The following is a 21450-nucleotide window of genomic DNA, read 5'->3' on the forward strand; positions in this document are numbered from 1 at the left end:
GTCTAGGCGCCCAGGTTCACCCGGACCCGGCCGCGCACCTGACCTGCCAGGAGGCGCGGTGCCAGCGCGGCGACCCCGTCCAGCGCGATGGTCTCGGTGTTGGCTTCCAGCAGATCGGCCGGCAACTCGCGCGCCAGACGCTCCCAGGCCGTCAGGCGCCGCGCCATCGGCGCCTGCACGCTGTCCACGCCGGCCAGGGTCACGCCGCGCAGGATGAACGGCGCCACGCTGGTCGTCAGGTCCATGCCCTGCGCCAGGCCGCAGGCGGCCACGGTGCCGCCGTATTTCAGGCTGGCGCATACGTTGGCCAGCGTGTGGCTGCCCACGCTGTCCACGGCGGCGGCCCAGCGCTCTTTTTGCAGCGGCTTGCCTGGCGCGCTCAGCGTGGCGCGGTCGATCAGTTCGGCCGCGCCGAGCTGCTTCAGGTGCCCGGCCTCGGCCATCCGGCCGGTCGAGGCATGCACCTCGAAGCCCAGGCGGGCGAGCAGGGCGATGGCGATGCTGCCGACGCCGCCGTTCGCGCCCGTCACCAGGACCGGTCCGGCGGCCGGCGTGACGCCCCGGTCCTGCAAGGCCATGACGCACAGCATCGCGGTGTAACCGGCCGTGCCGATGGCCATGGCCTTCCTGGCATCCATGCCTTGGGGCATCGGCACCAGCCAGTCGGCCTTGACCCGCGCTTTTTGCGCCAGACCACCCCATTGGTTTTCGCCGACGCCCCAGCCGTTGAGCAGCACCGCGTCACCTGGCTTGAAGCGGGCATCGCTACTTTCGGCCACGCTGCCGGCCAGGTCGATGCCCGGCACCATCGGAAACTTGCGCACCACCGGCGAAGTGCCGGTGATCGCCAGGGCATCTTTGTAGTTGACGGTCGAATACGACACATTGACCAGCACCTCGCCCTCGGGCAGCTGCGCCTCGTCAAGCGAGGCAATTTCCGCCAGCGTGGCGCCTTCCGGATTTTTGGTCAGTAGCAGGGCCTGGAACATGTGATTTCCCTTGTCATCGTGGTTGAATGGGCGGCGTGGCCGCGCCAGCATCGTACAGCGCCAGCAACGGTACGGGGCCTGCGCCTGTTTCCTGCGGTTGCATTTGGCGCACCCGGTTTCACAAGACAACTCGCCGCATAATTCCGCTGTCCCGCGCCCGCGCGGACTGCCCTTGAATTCGGGACATTCGCCCCGTGAAAACCCCCCGGAAAAGTTGAGCCTTGATGAGTTATTTGCAGAACGAACCCCTGGCCATGGACGGCGCGATGGCGCCCGCGCCCCTTGCACCCCTCGAAGAAAAAATCCGGATCGACATCGAGGCCGACGCCACGACCGGTTATGCCGCGATCCAGAATGCCGTGCCGGTGGTGCGTGCGCTTCGCCTGACCAACCTGCAGCCCGAAGCGGCCCTGCAACTGGCGGTGACCCTTTCGTGCAGCCCTGCCTTTGCCAGAGGCCTGACGCTGCGTTTCGACAGGCTGGCCGCTGGCGAAACCCGGCGCATCTCGCCGCTGGACCTGTCGCCTGACCATGCCTTTCTGGCCGATTTGCAGGAGTCGGTCAACGCCACCGTGCGCGTCGTGGCTGAAGCCGGCGGCCTGGAACTGGCCAGCGCCGCCCAGCCGGTCCAGGTCCTGGCCTATGACCAGTGGGCCGGAACGCGCGCGCTGCCCGAACTGCTGGCGGCTTTTTGCATGCCCAACCATCCGGCGGTCGATGGCCTGATCGGCAAGGCGTCGCGGCTGCTGCGCGCCAACCACCCCGAGCTGTCGATGAACGGCTACCAGTCGAAAAGCCGCGATGTCGTCTGGAAACAGGTGTCCAGCATCTACAGCACGATCGCGGCGGAAAACCTGCAGTATGTCGAGCCGCCCGCATCGTTCGGCTCGGACGGCCAGAAAATCCGCACGCCCGACCGCATCCTGGAGGCGCGCGTCGCCACCTGCCTGGACCTGGCGATGCTGTTCGCCTCCTGCCTGGAGCAGGCCGGCCTGCGCCCGGTCGTCTTGCTGAATGAAGGCCATGCCTGGGTCGGCGTCTGGCTGCACCTGGCGTCTTTTGCCGATGTGCTGGTCGATGACGTGCAGGCGATTCGCAAGCGCGTTGACAGCGGCGAACTGCTGGTGTTTGAAGCCACTGGCGTGGCCAGGCATGCTAGATACCGGCCTTCGCTGCGCATCGCCATGGAGCAAGGGCATGCCCAACTGCTCGATGACGCCAGCTTTCGCTATGCCGTTGACATCCACCGCGCCCGCGAAGCGCAGATCAGGCCGCTGCCGTCGCGCGCGCTTCCCGCCGTGCCGGGCGAGGCGCTGCCCGAGGGCGCGCCGGCGGCCATCGAAGCGATGCCGCTGCTGCCGCCGCTCGACGCCGATTCGCTGGCGCCGCTCGATGCGCGCGCGGACGACACGCCCGAGGGCCGGCTGTCCACCTGGAAATCGCGGCTGCTCGACCTGACGCTGCGCAACCGGCTGCTCAATTTCAAGCCGACCAAGGCCACGCTGCAGTTCGTCGCGCCCGACCTGGCCCGGCTCGAAGACGCGCTGGCCGACGGCGCCGAGTTCAAGATCCGGCCGCTGCCCGAACTGATGGAAGGCGCCGACCCGCGCATGGCGCAGGTGCATACGCAGCGCGCCGGCAGTACGCCGCTCGACGACATGGCGCTGGAGGCGCTGGGCAACCGGGAATTGCTGGCGCGGGCGTCGAAGGACGCGCTCGACGGCAACCTGCTGGCGGTCTACAGCGCCGCCCGGACCGGGCTGGAAGAGGGCGGCGCCAACACGCTCTACCTGGCGATCGGCCTGCTGCGCTGGACCGAAGCCGACAATTCCGAGGCGGTGCATCTGGCGCCGCTGCTCCTGATCCCGGTCACGCTGCAGCGCCAGTCGGTGCGCAGCGGCTTTCGCCTGATACGCCATGACGACGAGGCCATCGTCAACCCGACGCTGCTGCACCTGCTCAGGACCAGCTTCGAGCTGAAGGTCGCCGGCCTGGAGGCGGTGCCGTCGGACGACAAGGGCGTTGACGTGGCCCAGGTGCTGCAGTCGTTCCGGCTGGCGGTGCGCGAAATTGCCCAGTGGGAAGTGCTGGAACAGGCGCATTTGGGCATTTTTTCATTCACCAAGTACCTGATGTGGAAGGATTTGCAGGACCGCACCGAGCAGCTCAGGCTAAACCGCGTCGTCAGGCACCTGATCGACCATCCGGGCGAGGCCTTTCCCCGCGAAGGCACGCCCGGCGAATTCGACCGCTTAGATGCGACCCACCGCCCGCAGGACATCCTGGCGCCGCTGCTGGCCGACTCGTCGCAGCTCAAGGCGATCTGCGCGGTCGATGCCGGCCGGGACCTGGTGCTCGAAGGCCCGCCCGGCACCGGCAAGAGCCAGACCATCACCAACCTGATCGCGCACAGCCTGGCCAAAGGCAAGACGGTGCTGTTCGTGTCGGAAAAGATGGCCGCGCTCGAAGTGGTGCATCGGCGCCTTTCCAGCATCGGGCTGGGTCCGTTCTGCCTGGAACTGCATTCATCGAAAGCGCGCAAGACCGACGTGCTCCAGCAACTCGGCCAATCGCTGGCCATCAGCGGCCAGCGCACCGCCGACGACTGGGCGCGAGAGGCCGACCGGCTGGGCCAGCTGCGCCAGTCGCTCAACGGGCTGGTCGATTCGCTGCACCGGCAATACCCCAACGGCTTCACCGTTTTCGAGGCGACCGGCATCTGCATCGCCCACAGCGGCCAGGACGCTACGGCGATGCCGTGGGCCGACCCCTTGATGCATGACCGAGCGGCCCTGGACCTGCTGGAGGAAACCGTCCGGCGCATGGCCTCGCTGGCCGGCGCGCTGCCAACGCTTCAGGCGCATCCGCTGGCCCTCATCGGCCAGACCGACTGGTCGCCCTCATGGCAGGATGAACTGCTGGGCGCCGCCCGGTCGCTCGATGCCAGCACCCGGGCGCTGCACGAAACATCTTCTGAACTGGAAGCCCTGACCGGGCAGCCGGCGTCCGGCCTGAGCCTGCAGGCGCATGCCGCGCTGGACGAACTGGCCGATGTACTGCTGCGGGCGCCCGGCGTGCCCGCCGGCCTGGCGGGCCAGGCGCATGAGCCGGGCACCCGCGCCCGGGTGCATGCGCTGGCCAGGCATGGACTGGCGCGCAACCAGCATTGGCAGCAGGTCGGGACTGGCTGGACGGAGCAAGTCGCCACGCTCGACGCGGCCGAGCTGCAGGCGCAATGGGCGCAAGCCCGGTCCGACTGGTGGCCCAAGTCGATGCTGGCGCAGCGGGCCATCACTGGCCGCCTGAGCGGCTTTCGCCGCGACGGCCAGCGCCCGCTGGAGCTTGACGTGCAGGCGCTGCTGGCGCCGCTGGCGGCGCTGAACGAAGAAGACCGGGCGCTGCGCGCGATGCAGCCAGACGCCGAGACGCTGCTGCAGGAATCGTATGCCGGCCTGGCGACCGACTGGGCCAGCCTGGCCGGCCATGAGCTGTGGGCCAAGCAGTTCGCCGATGCGACCGCGCGGGTGGCCGGCTCTGACCTGGCGCGGGTCGCGCCCCTGCACCAGGCGCTGGCGCCGCTGGTGTCCAGCGGCCGGGCGGCATTGGCTGAAGGTGGCGCTGCAGGCCGTGCTTTGCTGGCCTACTGCAACGCCTGGCGTGAATTCAGCCAGCAACTGGCGGCATTGGCCGCGCTCGCCCGGCCGGTCGAACCCTTGCAAGGCCCGGCTGATGCCGGCGCCGCGCTCGCGCGAATCCAGGGCGTGCTGGGCGCGTGGCAGGCTGGTCGCCGGCAGCTCCAGCCCTGGTGCCTGTGGCGCAACGTTCGCGATCAAGCCATTGACCTGGGCCTGCAGGCGCTGGTCGCCCGCCTTGAAAGCGGCGCCGTGCCGCTGGGCGAGGTTGCCATGCATTTCAACTACAGCTACCGCAACTGGTGGCTCAAAAAAATCATCGACCAGGACCCGCTGCTGCGCGGTTTTTCCAGCGCCGAACAGGCGCGCAAGATACGCGAGTTCCGCGAGCTCGACGCCCGCTTCCAGACGCTGACCGCGCAATACATCGTCGCCACGCTCTCTAGCCGCATTCCGTCGATTTCCGGCGATGCGGTCGGCCCCGACAGCGAACTGGGCCGCCTGCGCCGCGAGTTGCAAAAGCAGCGCCGGCAGATGCCGGTGCGCCAGCTGGTCCACAGCCTGCCGACGCTGCTGCCCCGGCTCAAGCCGTGTCTGCTGATGTCGCCGCTGTCGGTGGCGCAATACCTGGACGCCGGCTATGCGCCCTTCGATTTGGTGGTGTTCGACGAGGCCTCGCAGATTCCGGTCTGGGACGCCATCGGCGCCATTGCCCGGGGCCGGCAGCTGGTGGTGGTGGGCGACCCCAAGCAGCTGCCGCCGACCAGCTTTTTCAGCAAGTCCAGCGACCCGGATGGCGCGGCAGGCGGCGACGAGCAGGTCGAAGACCTGGAAAGCATTTTGGACGAATGCCTGGGCGCCGGCATGAACCGCCTGAGCCTGCAGTGGCATTACCGCAGCCGGCATGAAAGCCTGATCACCTTCAGCAACGTCAACTACTACGAATCCAGCCTGGTCACCTTTCCCTCGCCCGTCACCAACGACAGCGCGGTGCGCTTCGAGCACGTAGCGGGCGTGTACGACCGGGGCGGCAGCCGCACCAACCGGGCGGAGGCTGACGCGATTGTCGAAGGCATCAGCGCGCATTACCTGGCGCCCGAGAAAAAGCACCTGACGCTCGGCGTCGTCACCTTCAACCAGACCCAGCAGCTGCTGATCGAGACGCTGGTCGATGCCCGGCGCCGCGCCAGCCCGGAACTCGACCGCGCCATCGCGGCCAGCGCGCAGGAGCCGCTGTTCATCAAGAACCTGGAAAACGTCCAGGGCGACGAGCGCGACGTGATCTTTTTCTCGATCACCTACGGAACCGACGCGGCCGGCAAGACGATGATGAACTTCGGGCCGCTGAACGGCGAGGGCGGCCAGCGCCGGCTCAATGTCGCGATCTCGCGGGCGCGCGAAGCCGTCGTCATCTACAGCACGCTGCTGCCCGAGCAGATCGACCTGGCCCGGGTGCGCGCCTCCGGGGTGCGCGACCTCAAGCATTACCTGGAATTCGCCATCGGGGGCTACCGCGCGCTGGCCGGCCAGAGCCTGCCGACCGGCCGCGAGCCCGACAGCCCGTTCGAGGTGGCGGTGATCCGGCTGCTGCGAAGCCAGGGCTGGGACGTGCATCCGCAGGTCGGCTGCTCGGGCTATCGGCTGGACATTGGCGTGGTCGATCCGCGCGCGCCGGGCCGCTACCTGGCCGGCATCGAATGCGACGGCGCCACCTACCATTCGGCCGCCAGCTCGCGCGACCGCGACCGGCTGCGCCAGCATGTGCTCGAAGGCCTGGGCTGGCGCATCCTGCGCATCTGGTCGACCGACTGGTGGCTCAACCCGGAAGGGGAAATCGACAAAATCACCCGGCATTTGAAGGCCATGGTGGAAATGCCGGAAGCCACGCAGTCAGCGCAAGCGCTACCCGCGCCTGTTGAATCCGTGACGGATTCGGTGGAAACGCAAAAAGATACGGCTGACGCGCCAGAAATTTCAGGGCTGCAAGCGCTCAGCCAGCAGGCGGTTCAAGACGAAACGGCCAACCTGCTTCAAGCCCCGGAAATCTACCGCCCGGTGAACTTGCCCGGCGGCGATTCCTTGCTGTTCCACGATGCCAGCGCTTTGGCCAGCCTGGTCGAGCAGCTTTCCATGGTGATCGAGGCAGAAGGTCCCCTGACCGATGCCAATCTGTTCCGCAAGGTGGCCAGGGCCTGGGGGCTGGAGCGCACCAGCGCCAGGGTGGTCGAGCGGCTCAGTGCGCTGGTGCCCGACGGCATGGTGCGTTCAATCGAGGCGGAAGCGATTTTTTACTGGCCTGCGGGCACCGACACCACCTCGTGGGAGCGGGTGCGGATTGCCGACGCCGGGGACGAACTGACTCGCCGCCGTATCGACGAGGTGTGCCTTGAAGAGATTTCAACGCTGGTGCACCATGTGCTTGGCCAGTCGGGCGCCTCGTCGCGGCAAGACCTTGCCCGTTCGGTCTGCCGGCTGCTGGGCATGACGCGCATCGCTCCAGATGCGCAGGCCCGAGCGGATGAAGCAATAGACCGCCTGCTGGCGCTGGAAATCGTCGTGGAAATGGAGGATCAGCTGCGGTTGGTGGCCTGACTGCGGCGGCAGCGGCTGCGCGCCGGGGCCATTTTTCTCTTAACCTGCTACTTTTCTTGCTACTGATTAAGTAGCAGCTTGTGAAGGCGAATATTGCGCCAGAGGCAGTTTTGATGATCCATTCAGGGCTGGGCGGCAACCCGCTGGATGTGGTGCGCGGATACTTCTATCCGCTGTCTTGCGTGCTGGACTATCGCTGGACCCTTGTGCCGGTCTGAGAGGAGCTGTCGGCAAAGCCTGGCAGCCTTCACGCCGCACCTGCCGTCAAGCCGGCGGGTGAAAGGGCCTGCGCCATGAAGCGGCGCAGGGCAGGCGTGGGCTGCTTGTCGCGGTGAACAACCAGGTAGCACTGCCGTGTCATTCTGGGCAGGGTAGTTTTGATCCGCTGCAGGCGCGCGCTCTCGATCAGGTCGCTCACCGCCCACTGCGACAGGCAGGCCACGCCCAGTCCTTGCGCCGCCGCATGCTTGATGGCTTCCGAGCTGCCCAGCTCGATGCTGCGCCGGTAAGACTGAAGATGCGGCAGCAGCAGCTGGTCGGTCGCCTCGCGCGTGCCCGATCCGGTTTCGCGCAGCAGCCAGACGCGCTCGCGCAGGGCTTGGAGCGTGATTTTTTCCGGCTTGCGCCCGGCTGGCAACCGTGCGGACGAACACCCTGCGCGCGCGTTTTGCCCAGAAGACACGACCACCAGCTCGTCCTTCAGCCACGGGGTAACCGCCAGGCAGGCCTGGTGGCAGGGTCCTTCGATCAGGCCGATGTCCAGCGCGTAGGCCGCTACTTCATCGCAGACGGCCTGCGTGTTGCCGATCATGACTTTGGAATGCCAGGCCGTGCTTTCGTCCTGCGGGCGCCCTTCGAGAAACTGGCCCAGTAGCCCGGGCAGCACATAATTTCCGATGGTGGTGCTGGCGCCGATGCGCAGCGACTGCGCCTGCGCGACGCCGTTGCGCGACATCTGCTCGATGCCCGCCGCGCCATCGAGCATGGCAAGCGCGCGCGGCAACAGCGCCCGGCCGTTGTCGTTCAGCAGCAGGCGCTTGCCGGCGCGGTCGAACAGCCGCAGCGACAGCAGCCGCTCCAGTTCATTGAGCGCCGCGCTGGTGGCCGACTGCGACAGTGCCAGCTGCAGGCTGGCTGCCGTGGTGCTGCCGCTGCGCGCCACGGCCGTGAAGATCTGCAGCTGGCGCAGCGTCAGGCGCAAAACGTCCATGATTCGAGTCCTCTTGAGTGCGGCTGTATAGCGATTTAAGCGGTAGATCTTAATTGAACAAGCTGTTGGACAGCTTGTTGACGGGTGTTTACATTCGAGTTCGATCCATCCATCCACCCACCCACCCACCCACCTACGCAAGTCCGCCATGACCACCACCGCCAACGCCTCCTTGTCAACAGCTGCTGCCATACCTGCCGAGCCGGCGCCGAACGCGCTGCTGCGTCTGCTGCCGGGCCTGGCGCTCAGCGGCGCGCTGGCGGCGGCCGGCATGGCATTGGGCCGAATGGGCTGGCTGCAAGACCATGGTTTCAGTGCGCTGACGCTGGCCATCGTCCTCGGCATGCTGGTCGGCAACACCGCCAGCACGGCCTCTTCGCGCTTTGCTGCGCTGAGCGGCGCCGGCGTGGACTTCTCCAAGCAAAGCCTGCTGCGTCTGGGCGTGGTGCTGTACGGCCTGCGCCTGACGGTGCAGGACATCGGCCATGTCGGCATGGCCGGGGTCGTCACTGACGCGCTGGTCCTGGGCTCGACCTTTGCGCTGGCCTGTTTCATCGGTATCCGGTGGCTGGGCATGGACCGCAAAACGGCCATGCTGATTGGCGCGGGCAGCTCGATTTGCGGCGCCGCCGCGGTGATGGCGGCCGGACCGGTGGTGAAGGCGCGCGCGGAGCAGGTCACCGTTGCCGTGGCAACCGTGGTGGTGTTCGGTACCCTGGCGATCTTTTTGTACCCGGTGCTGTTTAGCTTGAACCAGCAATGGCCGCTGATTCCCGGCGGCGCGGATGGCTTTGGCGTTTATGCGGGCTCCACCATCCATGAAGTGGCGCAGGTGGTCGCCGCTGCGCGTTCTGTCGGTGCCCATGCGGCCGACACCGCCGTCATTGCCAAGATGGTCCGCGTCATGATGCTGGCCCCTTTTCTCCTGCTGCTGTCGGCCTGGCTGGCCCGGGACGATGCACAGCGGCAGGCGCGTGCTGACCAGCCAGATTCGGGCGGCCGGCGCGTCGATTTAGCTTCGGCGCAGCCTGAAGCCAAGCTGGCCGTGCCCTGGTTCGCCTTTGCCTTCGTCGGTGTCGTGCTGTTCAATTCGCTGCAATTGCTGCCCGCGCCGGTGGTGGCCGCCAGCACCGAAATCGACACCATCCTGCTGGCCACTGCCATGGCCGCGCTGGGTCTTGCCACGAATATTTCGTCGATTCGCAAGGCGGGCATCAAGCCGCTGCTGCTGGCGCTGATGCTCTTTGCGTGGCTGGTCATGGGCGGTGCGCTCATCAACCGCTGGGCGTTGGGGCTGCTGGGGTAAAGCCGGGAATGCCTGGCGCCGTGGCGCGGCTTGCCCCCTTCGTGCTGTTCAGCTGGCAGTCGTTCGTGCTGCCTGGAACATAGAAAAAAGCCGATGGTTAAAAAGATTTTCTTTTCAGGGGAATAAAGCGGCAGGCGGCTGCGTCTACCTCAGTGTCAGGCGCACTTGCAGCCTGAAACCCCAAGTTCAATCCTTAACGTCAACTGGAGCCCTTCATGTTCAAAAATTTTTCCCTGGCTACATGCGCCGCCGCCATGCTGTTCGCCGCCAGCGGCGCGATGGCGGCACCCGCCGACGATGCCAGGACCCATTTCCAGGCCATCGGCTCGGGTGACCTGGCCATAGTGATGCGCGGCTACGCCGACCAGGCGCAGTTCAACTGGATCGGGGGCCCGCTGGACGGCACGTATGCCTCCGCCGACGCCATCCGCGGCGTCTGGGAAAAGTTCACCAAATCGCAAGGTCCGTTGAAAGTCAGCGTTGACAAGCTCGAAGAGTCCGCCAATCCCAAGGGCGCCACGGTTTCGGCCAATGTGCAGTTTGAAGGCAAGGCGCCCATCAAGGTGCGTTATGTGCTGACCTTCCGCGAGGGCAAGATCGTCAGCGAAACCTGGCAGATCGACCCCAAGCTGGCCGTGGCCGCAGCGTATTGATCGCCCAACCGTACCCTCGAACAACCCACTGGAGCATCCCATGAAAATTTCCCTGCTTATCGCCACGCTGGCCCTCGGTGCCGCTTCCATGACACTTGCCGTGGCTGCCGATGCACCGGCCAGGCTCAGTGGCGGCGCGCTGGTGGCCGCCAATGGCATGACGCTCTACACCTTTGACAACGACAAGGCGGGCAGCGGCAAAAGCGTTTGCAATGGTCCCTGCGCCGGCCTGTGGCCGCCCCTGCTGGCCACTGCGGCCGAGCAGCCGGCGGGCGACTACAGTGTCGTGATGCGCGACGATGGCGCCCGTCAGCTGGCCTACAAGGGCAAGCCGCTTTATTTTTACAAGGCTGACCAGAAGGCCGGTGACCGCACGGGTGACAACTTCAAGGACGTCTGGCACATCGTCAAGGAGTGAGCGCCGGGCTTTTGTTCTGACAACGCCATACCACCCTCCAGACGGCAGCGTGCACAACGATCACTCCAACGAGATGGGCAGCGGCCAGCAGGTGCTGGCCTGGGTGCCGCGCCTGCGCCGCTACGCGCGGGCGCTGGCCGGCAACCGCGACGATGCCGATGACCTGGTGCAGGACACGCTGGAGCGGGCCTGCGCCAAATCCGGCCTCTGGCACGGCGTGGCCGACATGCGCGCCTGGCTGTTCGGCATCATGCACAACCTGCATGTGGACGGCATCCGGCGGCCCCGGCTCGCGACCGTGGTGCTGGACGATGACACGCCCGAGGCGCCAGTGGCGCCGACGCAGGGCGACCGCCTGGCGGTGCTTGACCTGCAGGCCGCGCTGGAGCAGCTTCCGATCGAGCAAAGGGAAATCATGCTGCTGGTGGCGCTGGAGGACATGAGCTATGCCGAAGTCGCGGCCACGCTGGGCATTCCCATCGGTTCGGTCATGTCCCGGCTGTCGCGCGGACGCGAACGGCTGCGCGCGCTGATGGAAGGCCGGGCCGAACCCATTCGCCTCAAAGTTGTCAAATGAGTCGTCAATCTAACAGACCCTTATGAATCCTGTCATGCCCCCACCCCCGCCGGCAGCACCGGTGACCGAAGCCGAATTGCAGGCTTATGTCGATCGTCAGCTGACGCCTGAGCGCCAGCGCGAGATCGAGGCTTATTTGTCGAAGCGGCCCGAAGAGGCTCTGCGCGTGGACACCTACCTGGCGCACAAGCGCGAACTCCGTGGCTTGTTCGATCCGGTGATCGATGAGCCTGTGCCGCAGCGGCTGAGGCGGGCCGCCACGCCGCGCACGCCCTGGTATCTGCAGCGCCTGGCTGCCGGTGTCGCCATCGCGGTGGTCAGCGGGGCCGCAGGCTGGGGGCTGCGCGGTATCGGCGCCGAGCCCGGCGACGCGACGCTGGCGCAGCGTGCGCCCGGCGCGATCACCATGGCTTCGGCCACCGGCTTTGCCCAGCGCGCGGCCATCGCGCATGCGGTGTACAGCCCGGACGCGCGCCGCGCCGTGGAAGTCGGCGCGGACCAGGAAGACCAGCTGGTGACCTGGCTGTCCAAGCGCATGGGCGCTCCCATGAAGCCGCCCCATCTGCAGGCCCTCGGCTATGCGCTCGATGGCGGCCGGCTGTTGCCCGGTGGTCAGGGACCGGTCGCGCAGTTCATGTACCACGACAGCACGGGGGCCAAGCTGACGCTGTACGTTTCCAACGAAGTGGCGCACGCCGACCCGGCAGGGCAGACCGGAAGCAACCGCGAAACGGCCTTCAGCTTTGCCCGGGAAGGCCGGGTCAACGTGTTTTACTGGGTCAACGGTCCTTTCGGCTATGCCATCTCCGCCGATGCCGACAAGGCCGAACTGGCCCGGGTATCGGCCGAGGTGTACCGGCAACTGGGGGCCGTGCGCTGAGTGCGCTGGCGCCCGTCCAAATGGGCCATCAAAGACTACTCCGGATGCGCGTACGCGTTGCCGGCCGTGAAACGCCGCTGCGGCGGCTTGTGCAACCTGCCGCTTCCCAAAATTTACCGAAAGGCTGACCGATGAATGAAAAACTGAACGATACGCGCCGCGATTTCCTGAAGGTCGCGGTGGCCTTCCCGGCAGCTACTGCAGCTGCCGTCGCCGCGCCGTGGGCCATGGCCCAGGAGCCTGCCGCCACCGTGGCGCCCACCGCAGGGCCGGACATTGCGCCGGTGGACCGCGTCTTCATCACCAATGAAGACTCCAACACCATCAGCGTGATCAACCCGATGGGCAACACGGTCGACACCACCATCAACCTCACCAGCTTCGACGAGGACGCGCGCCCGCCATTTCGCTTTGTCACCGGCGGCGTCATGCCCACCCATGCCGCGATGATCCACAAGCCGCTTTACCACGGCTGCGTGGACGCGCATGGCGCCGTGCCCAACCCCGACGGCACCCTGCTGGCCACCTCGGGGCGCGGCAGCAGCAACATCTACCTGATCGATGCGGTGAACCGCCGCGTCCTCGGCAATGCCGTCAACCCGCAGGCCGGCCCGACGACCAGCCCGGAGCGCCTGTCCAGCGGCATCCTGCTCGGCCGGGAACCGCATGAGCCGACGTTCACGCGCAATGGCAAGGAGCTGTGGGTGACCTTGCGCGGCGAAGACCGCATCGCCATTCTGGACGTGGCGCAGGCGACCAGGCAGGCCGGCGGCGAACCCGCCGGCGCCGTCCGGGGCTATCTGCCCACGCTCAATGGCCCGGCGCAGGTCTGGTTCTCCAAGGACGGCCTGCTGGCATTCGTTATCAGCCAGAAGGTGGCGCAACTCGAGATCTTCCAGGTCAACCCCGATGCGAAAGGCCATTCAAGGCCCAAGCGCCTGCGGCTGGTGGACCTCGGCATGCAGGACAAGCCGGCCTTCACGCCGTTTCAGAAGCTCTCGCCCGATGGCAGCCAGATGTGGCTGTCGCACAAGCTGGCTGACGCGGTCTCGATTGTTTCGGTGAAAGACCCCGGCACCGTGCTGGCGACGCTCGCCCTGGGCGAGATGGCGCGGCCCAATCATCTTGAATTCGTTGACAACGCCGGCGGCCAGGTCACCTACATGAGCCTGGCGCGGGTCGATGACGGCGGGCCCAATGGCGCGGCGTCCAGCCGGCTGGCCATCATCGACCGCTCGGTGCCGCTGGCGCAGCAAAAGGTCGTGGGCATGGTGTTCACTGGCGGGCGCGAAGCCCACGGCCTGTGGACCAACCCGGCCAACAATCTGCTGTATGTGGCCCATGAGCAGGATGAACTGCCCGGCACCGCCCACGCCGGTCAGGTGGTGTGTTCGGCCTTCGACGTGTCGGCGCCGCTGCAGCCCCGGCTCATCACCCAGATTCCGCTCGGCTCGCTCAAGCTGCCCTCTGGCGAGCTGCGCAACAAAAAGAGCATCAACCTGGTGTATGTGCGTCCCGGCGCCAAGGGGCAAACCGCATGACGGACCACGGCAGCCATCAGCACGCTGGCCGGCGTGGCGGGGCCGCCAGTGCCTTTGAGTCGGAAATGAATGGGGGCATGGTCCGCATGATGCAAGAGATGCACGCGCCGGGCTACACCGGCCAGCCCGACACGGATTTTCTGGCCATGATGATTCCGCACCATGCCGGCGCTGTCGAGATGGCGCGCCTGGTGTTGATCCATGGGCGCGACCCGATGGTGCGCCAGCTGGCCGAGGACATCATTGCCAGCCAGACGGTGGAGATGGCCGCCATGCGCGGGAGAATGGCGGTGTTGCGGGGAGGACCCGATCCGCAGCCCGGCGGCTATCCCGCGCTGGGCGCCGTGCGCGGCGGTTGATTCGCACAAACCCGGAAGCGCCGGTAAACACGCGGCGATATGTTCAGGATCAGGGCGCCGCAAGCGCGCACTGAACTCTTTTTACAACGACCAGGAGACAAAAAATGACGGACAACCGCACCCCCCATCCCTTGCGTCGCAGGCTGCTTGCCGGCGGCGCCGGCGCACTCGCGGCAGCGGCCTTCAGCCCGGGCTCTTTTGCTCAGGCTGCCAGCCTGGAGCTGCCTTTTGCCAACGGCAGGCGCAACCTGGTGGCCTACCCGGAAAAGCGGCCCCTGATCGTGCTGACGTCACGTCCGCCGCAACTGGAGACACCGTTCGAGGTCTTCAACGACGGCCTGGTCACGCCTAACGATGCCTTCTTCGTGCGTTACCACAACGCCGGCATTCCAACATCCATTGATGCCGACAAGCATGTCATCAAGATAGGCGGCAATGCCGCAGGCAAGCCCTATGAGTTGACGCTGGCCGATCTGCGCACGCAGTTCAAGCCCATCGAATACCTGGCGGTCAACCAGTGCTCCGGCAACAGCCGGGGCCACTTTGCGCCGCGCGTGACCGGCGGGCAGCTGTCCAACGGCGCCATGGGCAATGCGCGCTGGGTGGGGGTTGCCCTGAAAGATGTGCTGGCCCGTGCCGAACCCAAAAACGGCGCCCGCGAGGTGACTTTCAATGGCCTTGACCTGGCGCTGTTTGGCGGCGGCGACTTCGTCAAGTCCATCAACATGAACCATGCGATGGATGGCGAAGTCATGATCGCCTACCAGATGAACGGGGCGGACATTCCGCTGCTCAACGGCTACCCGGTCAAGCTGATCGTGCCGGGCTACTACGGCACCTACTGGGTCAAGCACCTGTCGGAAATCGAGCTGGTGGACCAGACCTTCGAGGGTTTCTGGATGAAGCCGGCCTACCGCATTCCCGACAACGACTGCGCCTGCGTCGAGCCTGGCGCGGCCCCGGCGGCGACGCGCCCGATTGGCCGCTTCAATGTGCGCTCCTTCATCACCTCGGTGCAGGACGGCGGCCGGCTTCGGGCTGGCCAGAGCACCGTCGTGCGCGGCATTGCCTTTGACGGCGGCCAGGGCATCCGCGAAGTAGCGTATTCCAGCGACGGCGGCCAGAGCTGGCGCGGCGCCAGGCTGGGCGCCGACATGGGCCGGTATTCATTCCGTGAGTTCACCTTCGGCTTGACGCCGGCCAAGGGCCGCCATGACCTGCGCGTGCGCGCCTGGAACCGTTCCGGCCAGAGCCAGCCCTTGCAGGCCTTGTGGCAGCCCGCCGGCTATATGCGCAACGTGGTCGAGTCCGTCCAGATCACTGCCGTCTGAAAGGAAGACCATGAACCAGAAACAAACCCGCAAGGCGGTTGCCGTGCTGCTGATGCTGGGCGCCGCAGCGCTGGCCAACGCCGCTTCCAAGACCATTGAACTGCCGTCCGATGGCGTGCAGCTCAAGGCCAGCAGCCTGCCGGGCTATGCCAAAGCCCAGGCGCTCTGTGTTGCCTGCCATTCGGCCGAGTACATGCAGTACCAGCCCGCCTCGGCGCCTCGCCCTTACTGGGAAGCCATGGTCAAGCGCATGAAGGGGGTGTTCAATGCGCCTGTGGACGATGCCGACATTCCCCTGATCGTCGATTACCTTGCCAAGACCTACGGCAGCGAGCAGTCGAAATAGCGCGTCGAAATAAAGCGTCAAACAGCCGGCGGCTTGTCCCGGCTTCTTTGCTCAAGCTGATTGAAACGCTAGAGCAGAATCATCCTGACTGGCAATAGCCGCAGTGGCGAACGTAGCGCTCGCACTCCTCGGGAGGAAACCTGTCCAGCAGCGAACCGATGGCGCTCCAGAGCGTTTCGAGCGTGCGGGCCTGGGCGCTGCGCAGCAGCGTCTTGCGCTTGGAGAACACCTGCTCGATCGGGTTGAAGTCCGGGCTGTACGGCGGCAGGTAGCGCCGCGCCGCGCCCGCAGCTTCAATGGCCGGCTTGACGCCGGCGACCTTATGAGAGCTCAGGTTGTCCATCACGACGATGTCGCCGGCGCGCAACTCGGGCACCAAGAATTGCTCGATCCAGGCCACAAAGGCATGACCATTGATCGGCCCGTCGAGCACCAGCGGCGCCAGCAGGCCTTCGTTGCTCAACGCGCAGACAAACGTCGTCGTGTGCCAGTGACCGCACGGCGCATAGCCCAGGCAGCGCTCGCCCCTGGGCGAGCGGCCCCAGGTCGGTGTCACGTTGGTCGCGGCCCACGTTTCATCGAGAAAGATCAGCCGCCCGCTGGCCGGCCAAGCTTGTTCAGCGGCCCAGTCCGCGCGCGCCTGCGCGACGTCGCTTCGCTTTTGCTCGGCAGCATGCACCGTCTTTTTTTTTCGCGTCAGCCCCAGCCGGGCCAGCGTCTTGCCCATCGCTGTCGGCCCGACTTCGATGCCGTGCTCGGACCGCACTCACTGGCACAACTGCACCAGCGTCTGCTCGGGCGCCAGGGCGACTTGCGCCAATAGCGGCGCCTTCAGCCCGGCCAGGCGCAGCGGCACATGGTTGTGCTGCGCTCCAGCGCTGGCCTGACCGAGCCGCTCATGGCGCGAACGCACCCGCGACACGTAGGCCTGGCTGACACCAAAGCGCTCAGCCACTACCCGAAGCCGCCCCTTTGCGGCCAACACGCGATCCCGCAAATCCTGCGCATAAGCTTTGCCGCATCGCCAAGACATCATTCTTGTCTCCAAATCGGGCCTTGACCACACTTTCCCCGCCCAAGTTCCTCTGTCTTCTTTGCTAGTCTGCACGGAGCCGCTCTAAAATTTTTTGGCTGGAACGCTGATGATTGGCAGTTGGCAGTTGGCAGTTGGCAGTTGGCAGTTGGCTCGTGAGGAGACAGGGCGAGCAAAGTTCTTCATGTGCTTGACATGTTGGACATGTAAAAAAGCGCCCTCGGTTTCAACTTCAGTAAAGACAAAAATATGACAAGAGAATTTTTGGGCGCTTCAGCACTGGCAGGGCGCATTGCGCTCAGCGCGCTGGTGATTTCCCTGGCGGCTTGCGGCGGCGGTGTCAACGTCGCTCCGGTCGGCGAAGTTCCGGGCGCCGAAGTTCCGCCCGTCCTGGCACCGCCGCCAGTCGCCGCCACCCTGCCTGCCTGCACCAGCACCATCCCGGCCACCGCGCCGCTCACGGCTATATCTGCGGTTCAGGGCAGCGGCAACCTGAGCCCGCTGGCCGCGCAACACGTCACCGTGCGGGGCGTGGTGGTGGGAGAGTTTCAAAACACGGGAACGACCAGCACCCGCCTCAACGGCTTTTTTGTGCAGCAGGCCGTTCCCGATGCCGACCCGTTGACATCCGAAGGCATTTTTGTCTTTGCGCCCGACAATGCCACCCGCGTCAAGGCGGGCGACTTTGTGCAGGTCTCCGGCCTGGTCGCAGAATTCGGCCAGTCCTCCGGCGCCAGCGCCGCGCCGGACAGCATCACGCAGATCACCGGAAGCACGACTGCGCCGGTCGTCATCAGCGTGTGCGGCAGCGGCGTGACGCTGGCTGCCACGCAGGTCACCCTGCCGGTGGCAGATAGCTCAACGCTGGAGCGCTACGAGGGCATGCTGGTTGAGTTCTCGCAAACGCTGGCCGTGACCGAGCTGTTTGAGCTGGGGCGCTTTGGCCAGATGGCGCTGGCGCTGGGCGGCCGCCAGTTTCACCCCAACAACGGCAACGTGGTGGTCACCCACGCGCAAAACCTGCTGGCGCGCATTGTTCTGGACGATGGTTCTTCCAGACAAAACCCCAGCCCGATTCCCTACCTCAGCGCCCTTGATGCCACAGGCACCCGGCGCATGGGTGACCAGGTGCAAAAAGTCACCGGCGTGCTCAGCCACAATTTCGGCACCTACCGCGTCCATCCCACGGTGGCGCCCGCCTTCGCCAATGTCAACCTGCGCCAGGCGTCGGCTCCACTGGTCAACGGCAGCCTGAAAGTGGCCAGCTTCAACGTGCTGAACTACTTCACGACCTTCACCGACGGCCAGACCGCCTCAGGCCAGACCGGCCAGGGCTGCACGCTTGGCAGCGCCAGCGTGACGTCCAGCAACTGCCGGGGCGCCAACAACCTTGACGAGTTCCAGCGCCAGCAGGCCAAAATCGTCGCGGCCATTGCCGGCCTGGACGCCGACGTGGTGGGCCTGATGGAGATCCAGAACACCGATGTCGCCACCACCAACCTGGTGGCGGCGCTCAACGCCAGGATGGGCGCCGGAACCTATGCCGCCGTCAACAGCGGCGCCTTCGGCACCGATGCGATCAAGGTGGACATCCTGTACAAACCGGCCAAGGTCCAGCGCGTGGGCGGCGTCCAGCTGCCCACCGGCGCGGACCTGGCCAACTACACCGCCCCCAGCAACCGGCCACCGCTGGCGCAGCGCTTTACAAGCGCCGGCAACAACGGCGGCTTCTGGTTCGTTGTCAACCATTTCAAAAGCAAGGGCAGTTGCCCGAGCAGCGGCGATGTCGATCTGGGCCAGGGCTGCTTCAATACCGGCCGAACCCAGCAGGCCACCGCGCTCAACAGCTTTGTTGACAAGCTCAAGGCGCAAGGCGAGCAAGACGTGCTGATGATGGGCGACTTCAACAGCTACCTGCTGGAAGACCCGACCAAGGTGCTTGAAACGGCCGGCCATGAAAGCCTGCTCAAGCGCATGCCCGCCAACGACCGCTTCACCTATGTGTTTGGCGGCGAAACCGGCGCGCTGGACCATGCGTACGCATCGTCCTCGCTGCGCCAGCAGGTCAGCGGCGTCAGCGTGTGGCACATCAATGCCGACGAGCCCAGCGTGCTGGACTACAACACCGACTACAACACCGACGACCGCTTTGCGCCCACGCCTTTCCGTGCCTCCGACCACGATCCGGTGCTGGTAGGCCTCACGCTGGCAGCCGACGCGGCGGTCAGCCTGCCCTTGCTGAGCGCCACGATTCCAGCCAGCGCCCAGGCCGCGCAGCCCTACAGCGTCACCATCACCGAAGCCAGTGCCGGCACCAACGCCACCATCTCCTCGGTGTCGGTGGACTGGGGTGATGGCACGGCCGCTGCCTCGGTGCCCGGCGCTGGCAGCGTGGCGCACACCTACGCCAGCGCAGGGACGTTCAATGTGCTGCTGACGCTGGCCAATTCAGCAGGGCAAACCGCCACGCAAACCGGCACTGTCACCGTCACGGCCGTTGCGGTCACGCCGCCGGTGACGCCGTCCGGCACGCGGGAGCTGTTCTTCAGTGAATACATCGAAGGTGGCGCCAGCAACAAGGCGCTGGAGATCTACAACCCGACGGCCGGAGCGGTCGACCTGTCGGCCTACACCGTCAAGCTGTTCAGCAACGGCGCGAGCACCACCACCTTTGTTTTGCCGCTTTCGGGCAGCCTGGCGCCAGGCCAGGTGCTGGTGCTGGTCAACAGCAAAGCCACCGCGCCCTTCCAGGTAACGGGCAGCGTGACGGCCGACACGGTGGTCAATTTCAATGGAGACGATGCGGTCACGCTGGAAAAATCGGGCACGGTGATCGACCGGATTGGCCAGCTTGGCGTTGATCCCGGCACGGAGTGGTCAGGCAACGGCATCAGCACCCTGAACCGCACGCTGCGCCGCAAGAGCGCCTTCACTTCGGGCGACAACAACGCCGCTGCCGTGTTTGATCCATCGTTGCAGTGGGACGGCTTTGCCCAGGACACGTCCGACGGTCTGGGTGCGCATACCGTGAACTAATTTGCGCTCTGGCTCCCGGGCTGCACCTGCTGCGGCCTGTCGATGGCAAAAGGCCTGAAACCCCGGTTTCAGGCCTTTTTGCTTCATGTTTCCGGGCTTGACGGGCTGGCGCCGGAGCGGCACAAAGTGTTGGTTGTCAAGTCAAACGCCTTGCGCAATTCAAGGCGTCTGAACCCATATCAGCCGCGCTTGCTGCCACAGTGTTCCAAGTGCATATTTTTGCTACTGAATCAATAGCTGCTGTCGCAGTCTGTACCTGCAGAAAACGCTTTTTTGGTACTTAAATTTGTCTGCTGAGTCAAACAAATGCGCTTTAAAAATCGCGCGCTAGCGCCGGGCATCCTTGCGCATGGCCTGCGCCACTTCGCGCCCCAGCTCAATCACCGACAGCGCGTAGTAGCTGCTCCAGTTGTAGCGCGTGATGACGTAGAAGTTCTCGGTCCCGGCGAAATAGCTCGGTGCGTCCGGGCCGTTGAGCAGTTCGACCAGTGCCAGCGGGCCTTTGTGTTCCAGTGCCGGGCCTTCGAGCACCGCGCCCTTGGACATGAAGCTGTCCACGCCGAAGGTCGGCAGGATGTCAGGCGCCATCAGCGCGTCCATGTCCAGCCGGCTGGCGTCAAAGCGCACCGGATAGTGCGTCGGCATGCCGCTCTGCCAGCCGTAGGCCTTGAAGTAGTTGGCGACCGAGCCGATGACGTCGGCCGGGCTGTTCCACAAATCGATGTTGCCGTCGCCATCGAAATCGACAGCATAGTTGGCCTGGCTCGACGGCATGAACTGCGGCATGCCCATGGCGCCGGCGTAACTGCCCTTGACGTCCATGGGGTTGGCTTGCCGCTGGTTTTGCAGTGCCAGGAACTGCTCGACCTCGCCCCTGAAATAGGTGCTGCGCTCCTGCGCGCGCGGGTGGTTCGACGGGAAATCAAAGGCCAGCGTCATCAGCGCGTCCATCACCCGAAAGCTCCCGGTGTCGCGGCCGTAAATGGTTTCCACGCCAATGATGCCGACGATGATGTCGGCCGGAACGCCATATTCCTTTTCGGCGCGTGCCAGCGTCGCTGCGTTGGCTTTCCAGAAACGCACGCCTGCAGCAATGCGAACCGGGTCAATGAAGCGGCTGCGGTAAACGCGCCAGTTCTTGACAAAGGTCTTGGTCGGCGGCTGCATCAGCCGCGAGACCGTGGGGTTGAAGCTCGACTGGCCCATGGCGAGCCGCACCCACTGGGGGTCGAGCTTGCGGCGGCTGGCCAGCTCGTCGGCAAATGCCATGACGTCGGGGCGGGTGGCGTAGGAACCGCCAGGCGGCTGCGGCTGTGGCTGCAGCGACGGCTGGGGTGGCAACTGCGGCTGGGCTTGTTCGATGGGCGCTGGGGGCTGGGGCTGGGGCTGGGGCTGGGCGGTTTCGGTTTCCACCTTTGGGGGGAGCGGTTTCTTGCCGCCGGCGCAAGCTGCAAGGATCAGGCAGGCTGTTAGAACAACAGCCGGCTTGAAGCGGAAAAACGGTGGTTGAAGTGTCATGCAGGAAAGTATGGGTGAGCCTGGCGATC

The 21450-nt window shown here is 65.7% G+C and carries 15 protein-coding genes and 1 pseudogene; 11 read left to right on the forward strand and 5 right to left on the reverse strand.

Annotated features, from left to right (window positions below; translation table 11 throughout):
* Nucleotides 1-2 precede the first annotated feature (2 nt).
* Nucleotides 3-989 carry an acrylyl-CoA reductase (NADPH) gene (acuI, locus tag EC86_RS0101625; protein WP_029523971.1) on the reverse strand — a complete coding sequence of 329 codons (987 nt, stop codon included), beginning with the start codon at nt 987-989 and terminating at the stop codon, nt 3-5.
* Between the two features lie 224 nt (nt 990-1213).
* Here acuI and EC86_RS0101630 point away from each other — a divergent pair, with 224 nt between their 5' ends.
* The gene (locus EC86_RS0101630) at nt 1214-7213 is read left to right on the forward strand and encodes a DUF3320 domain-containing protein (protein ID WP_029523972.1); all 6000 of its coding nucleotides are present in this window, start codon (nt 1214-1216) and stop codon (nt 7211-7213) included.
* A 247-nt stretch (nt 7214-7460) separates the two neighbouring features.
* On the opposite strand, the gene EC86_RS0101640 is transcribed toward EC86_RS0101630, so the two are convergent.
* Entirely contained in the window at nt 7461-8423 is a 963-nt protein-coding gene (locus EC86_RS0101640; RefSeq protein WP_029523973.1) for a LysR family transcriptional regulator, read from the reverse strand.
* Between the two features lie 148 nt (nt 8424-8571).
* On the opposite strand from EC86_RS0101640, the gene EC86_RS0101645 reads away from it, so the two are divergent.
* The 9 genes and pseudogenes from EC86_RS0101645 to sorB all read left to right on the forward strand — a co-directional run bounded on the left by EC86_RS0101645 (nt 8572) and on the right by sorB (nt 15834).
* Complete coding sequence (locus tag EC86_RS0101645; protein WP_051675671.1) at nt 8572-9729, forward strand: YeiH family protein; 1158 nt, start codon at nt 8572-8574, stop codon at nt 9727-9729.
* Between the two features lie 215 nt (nt 9730-9944).
* Nucleotides 9945-10382 carry a nuclear transport factor 2 family protein gene (locus EC86_RS0101650; RefSeq protein WP_029523975.1) on the forward strand — a complete coding sequence of 146 codons (438 nt, stop codon included), beginning with the start codon at nt 9945-9947 and terminating at the stop codon, nt 10380-10382.
* Between the two features lie 40 nt (nt 10383-10422).
* On the forward strand, nt 10423-10800 hold the full coding sequence (locus tag EC86_RS0101655) for a COG4315 family predicted lipoprotein (protein ID WP_029523976.1): 378 nt from the start codon (nt 10423-10425) through the stop codon (nt 10798-10800).
* 73 nt (nt 10801-10873) lie between these two features.
* Nucleotides 10874-11377, forward strand: coding sequence for an RNA polymerase sigma factor (locus EC86_RS0101660; RefSeq protein ID WP_029523977.1), 504 nt, complete (start codon nt 10874-10876; stop codon nt 11375-11377).
* Nucleotides 11378-11411: 34 nt separating this feature from the next.
* Entirely contained in the window at nt 11412-12257 is an 846-nt protein-coding gene (locus tag EC86_RS0101665) for an anti-sigma factor family protein (protein ID WP_232229751.1), read from the forward strand.
* 131 nt (nt 12258-12388) lie between these two features.
* Entirely contained in the window at nt 12389-13798 is a 1410-nt protein-coding gene (locus tag EC86_RS29780) for a YncE family protein (RefSeq protein WP_029523979.1), read from the forward strand.
* Nucleotides 13744-14157, forward strand: a pseudogene (locus EC86_RS29415) (DUF305 domain-containing protein); the annotation flags it as partial. The gene EC86_RS29780 and the pseudogene EC86_RS29415, both read left to right, overlap by 55 nt.
* 104 nt (nt 14158-14261) lie before the next feature.
* On the forward strand, nt 14262-15488 hold the full coding sequence (gene sorA, locus EC86_RS0101680) for a SorA family sulfite dehydrogenase catalytic subunit (protein ID WP_029523981.1): 1227 nt from the start codon (nt 14262-14264) through the stop codon (nt 15486-15488).
* A 10-nt stretch (nt 15489-15498) separates the two neighbouring features.
* The gene (sorB, locus tag EC86_RS0101685) at nt 15499-15834 is read left to right on the forward strand and encodes a SorB family sulfite dehydrogenase c-type cytochrome subunit (protein WP_029523982.1); all 336 of its coding nucleotides are present in this window, start codon (nt 15499-15501) and stop codon (nt 15832-15834) included.
* Nucleotides 15835-15913: 79 nt separating this feature from the next.
* Here the strand turns inward: sorB and EC86_RS0101690 are convergent, their stop codons facing one another.
* Together EC86_RS0101690 and EC86_RS29420 are read right to left on the reverse strand one after the other, a co-directional pair.
* On the reverse strand, nt 15914-16600 hold the full coding sequence (locus EC86_RS0101690) for an IS630 family transposase (protein WP_198026739.1): 687 nt from the start codon (nt 16598-16600) through the stop codon (nt 15914-15916).
* On the reverse strand, nt 16601-16870 hold the full coding sequence (locus EC86_RS29420; RefSeq protein ID WP_029523984.1) for a hypothetical protein: 270 nt from the start codon (nt 16868-16870) through the stop codon (nt 16601-16603).
* A gap of 246 nt (nt 16871-17116) precedes the next feature.
* On the opposite strand from EC86_RS29420, the gene EC86_RS0101700 reads away from it, so the two are divergent.
* Nucleotides 17117-19903, forward strand: coding sequence for an ExeM/NucH family extracellular endonuclease (locus tag EC86_RS0101700; protein WP_084181094.1), 2787 nt, complete (start codon nt 17117-17119; stop codon nt 19901-19903).
* A 327-nt stretch (nt 19904-20230) separates the two neighbouring features.
* Here the strand turns inward: EC86_RS0101700 and mltB are convergent, their stop codons facing one another.
* Nucleotides 20231-21421 (reverse strand): lytic murein transglycosylase B, encoded by a 1191-nt coding sequence (gene mltB / locus EC86_RS0101705; protein WP_408633860.1) that lies wholly within the window; start codon nt 21419-21421, stop codon nt 20231-20233.
* Between the last annotated feature and the right edge of the window lie 29 nt (nt 21422-21450).

The organism is Polaromonas glacialis (assembly GCF_000709345.1).
Lineage (GTDB): Bacteria > Pseudomonadota > Gammaproteobacteria > Burkholderiales > Burkholderiaceae_C > Polaromonas > Polaromonas glacialis.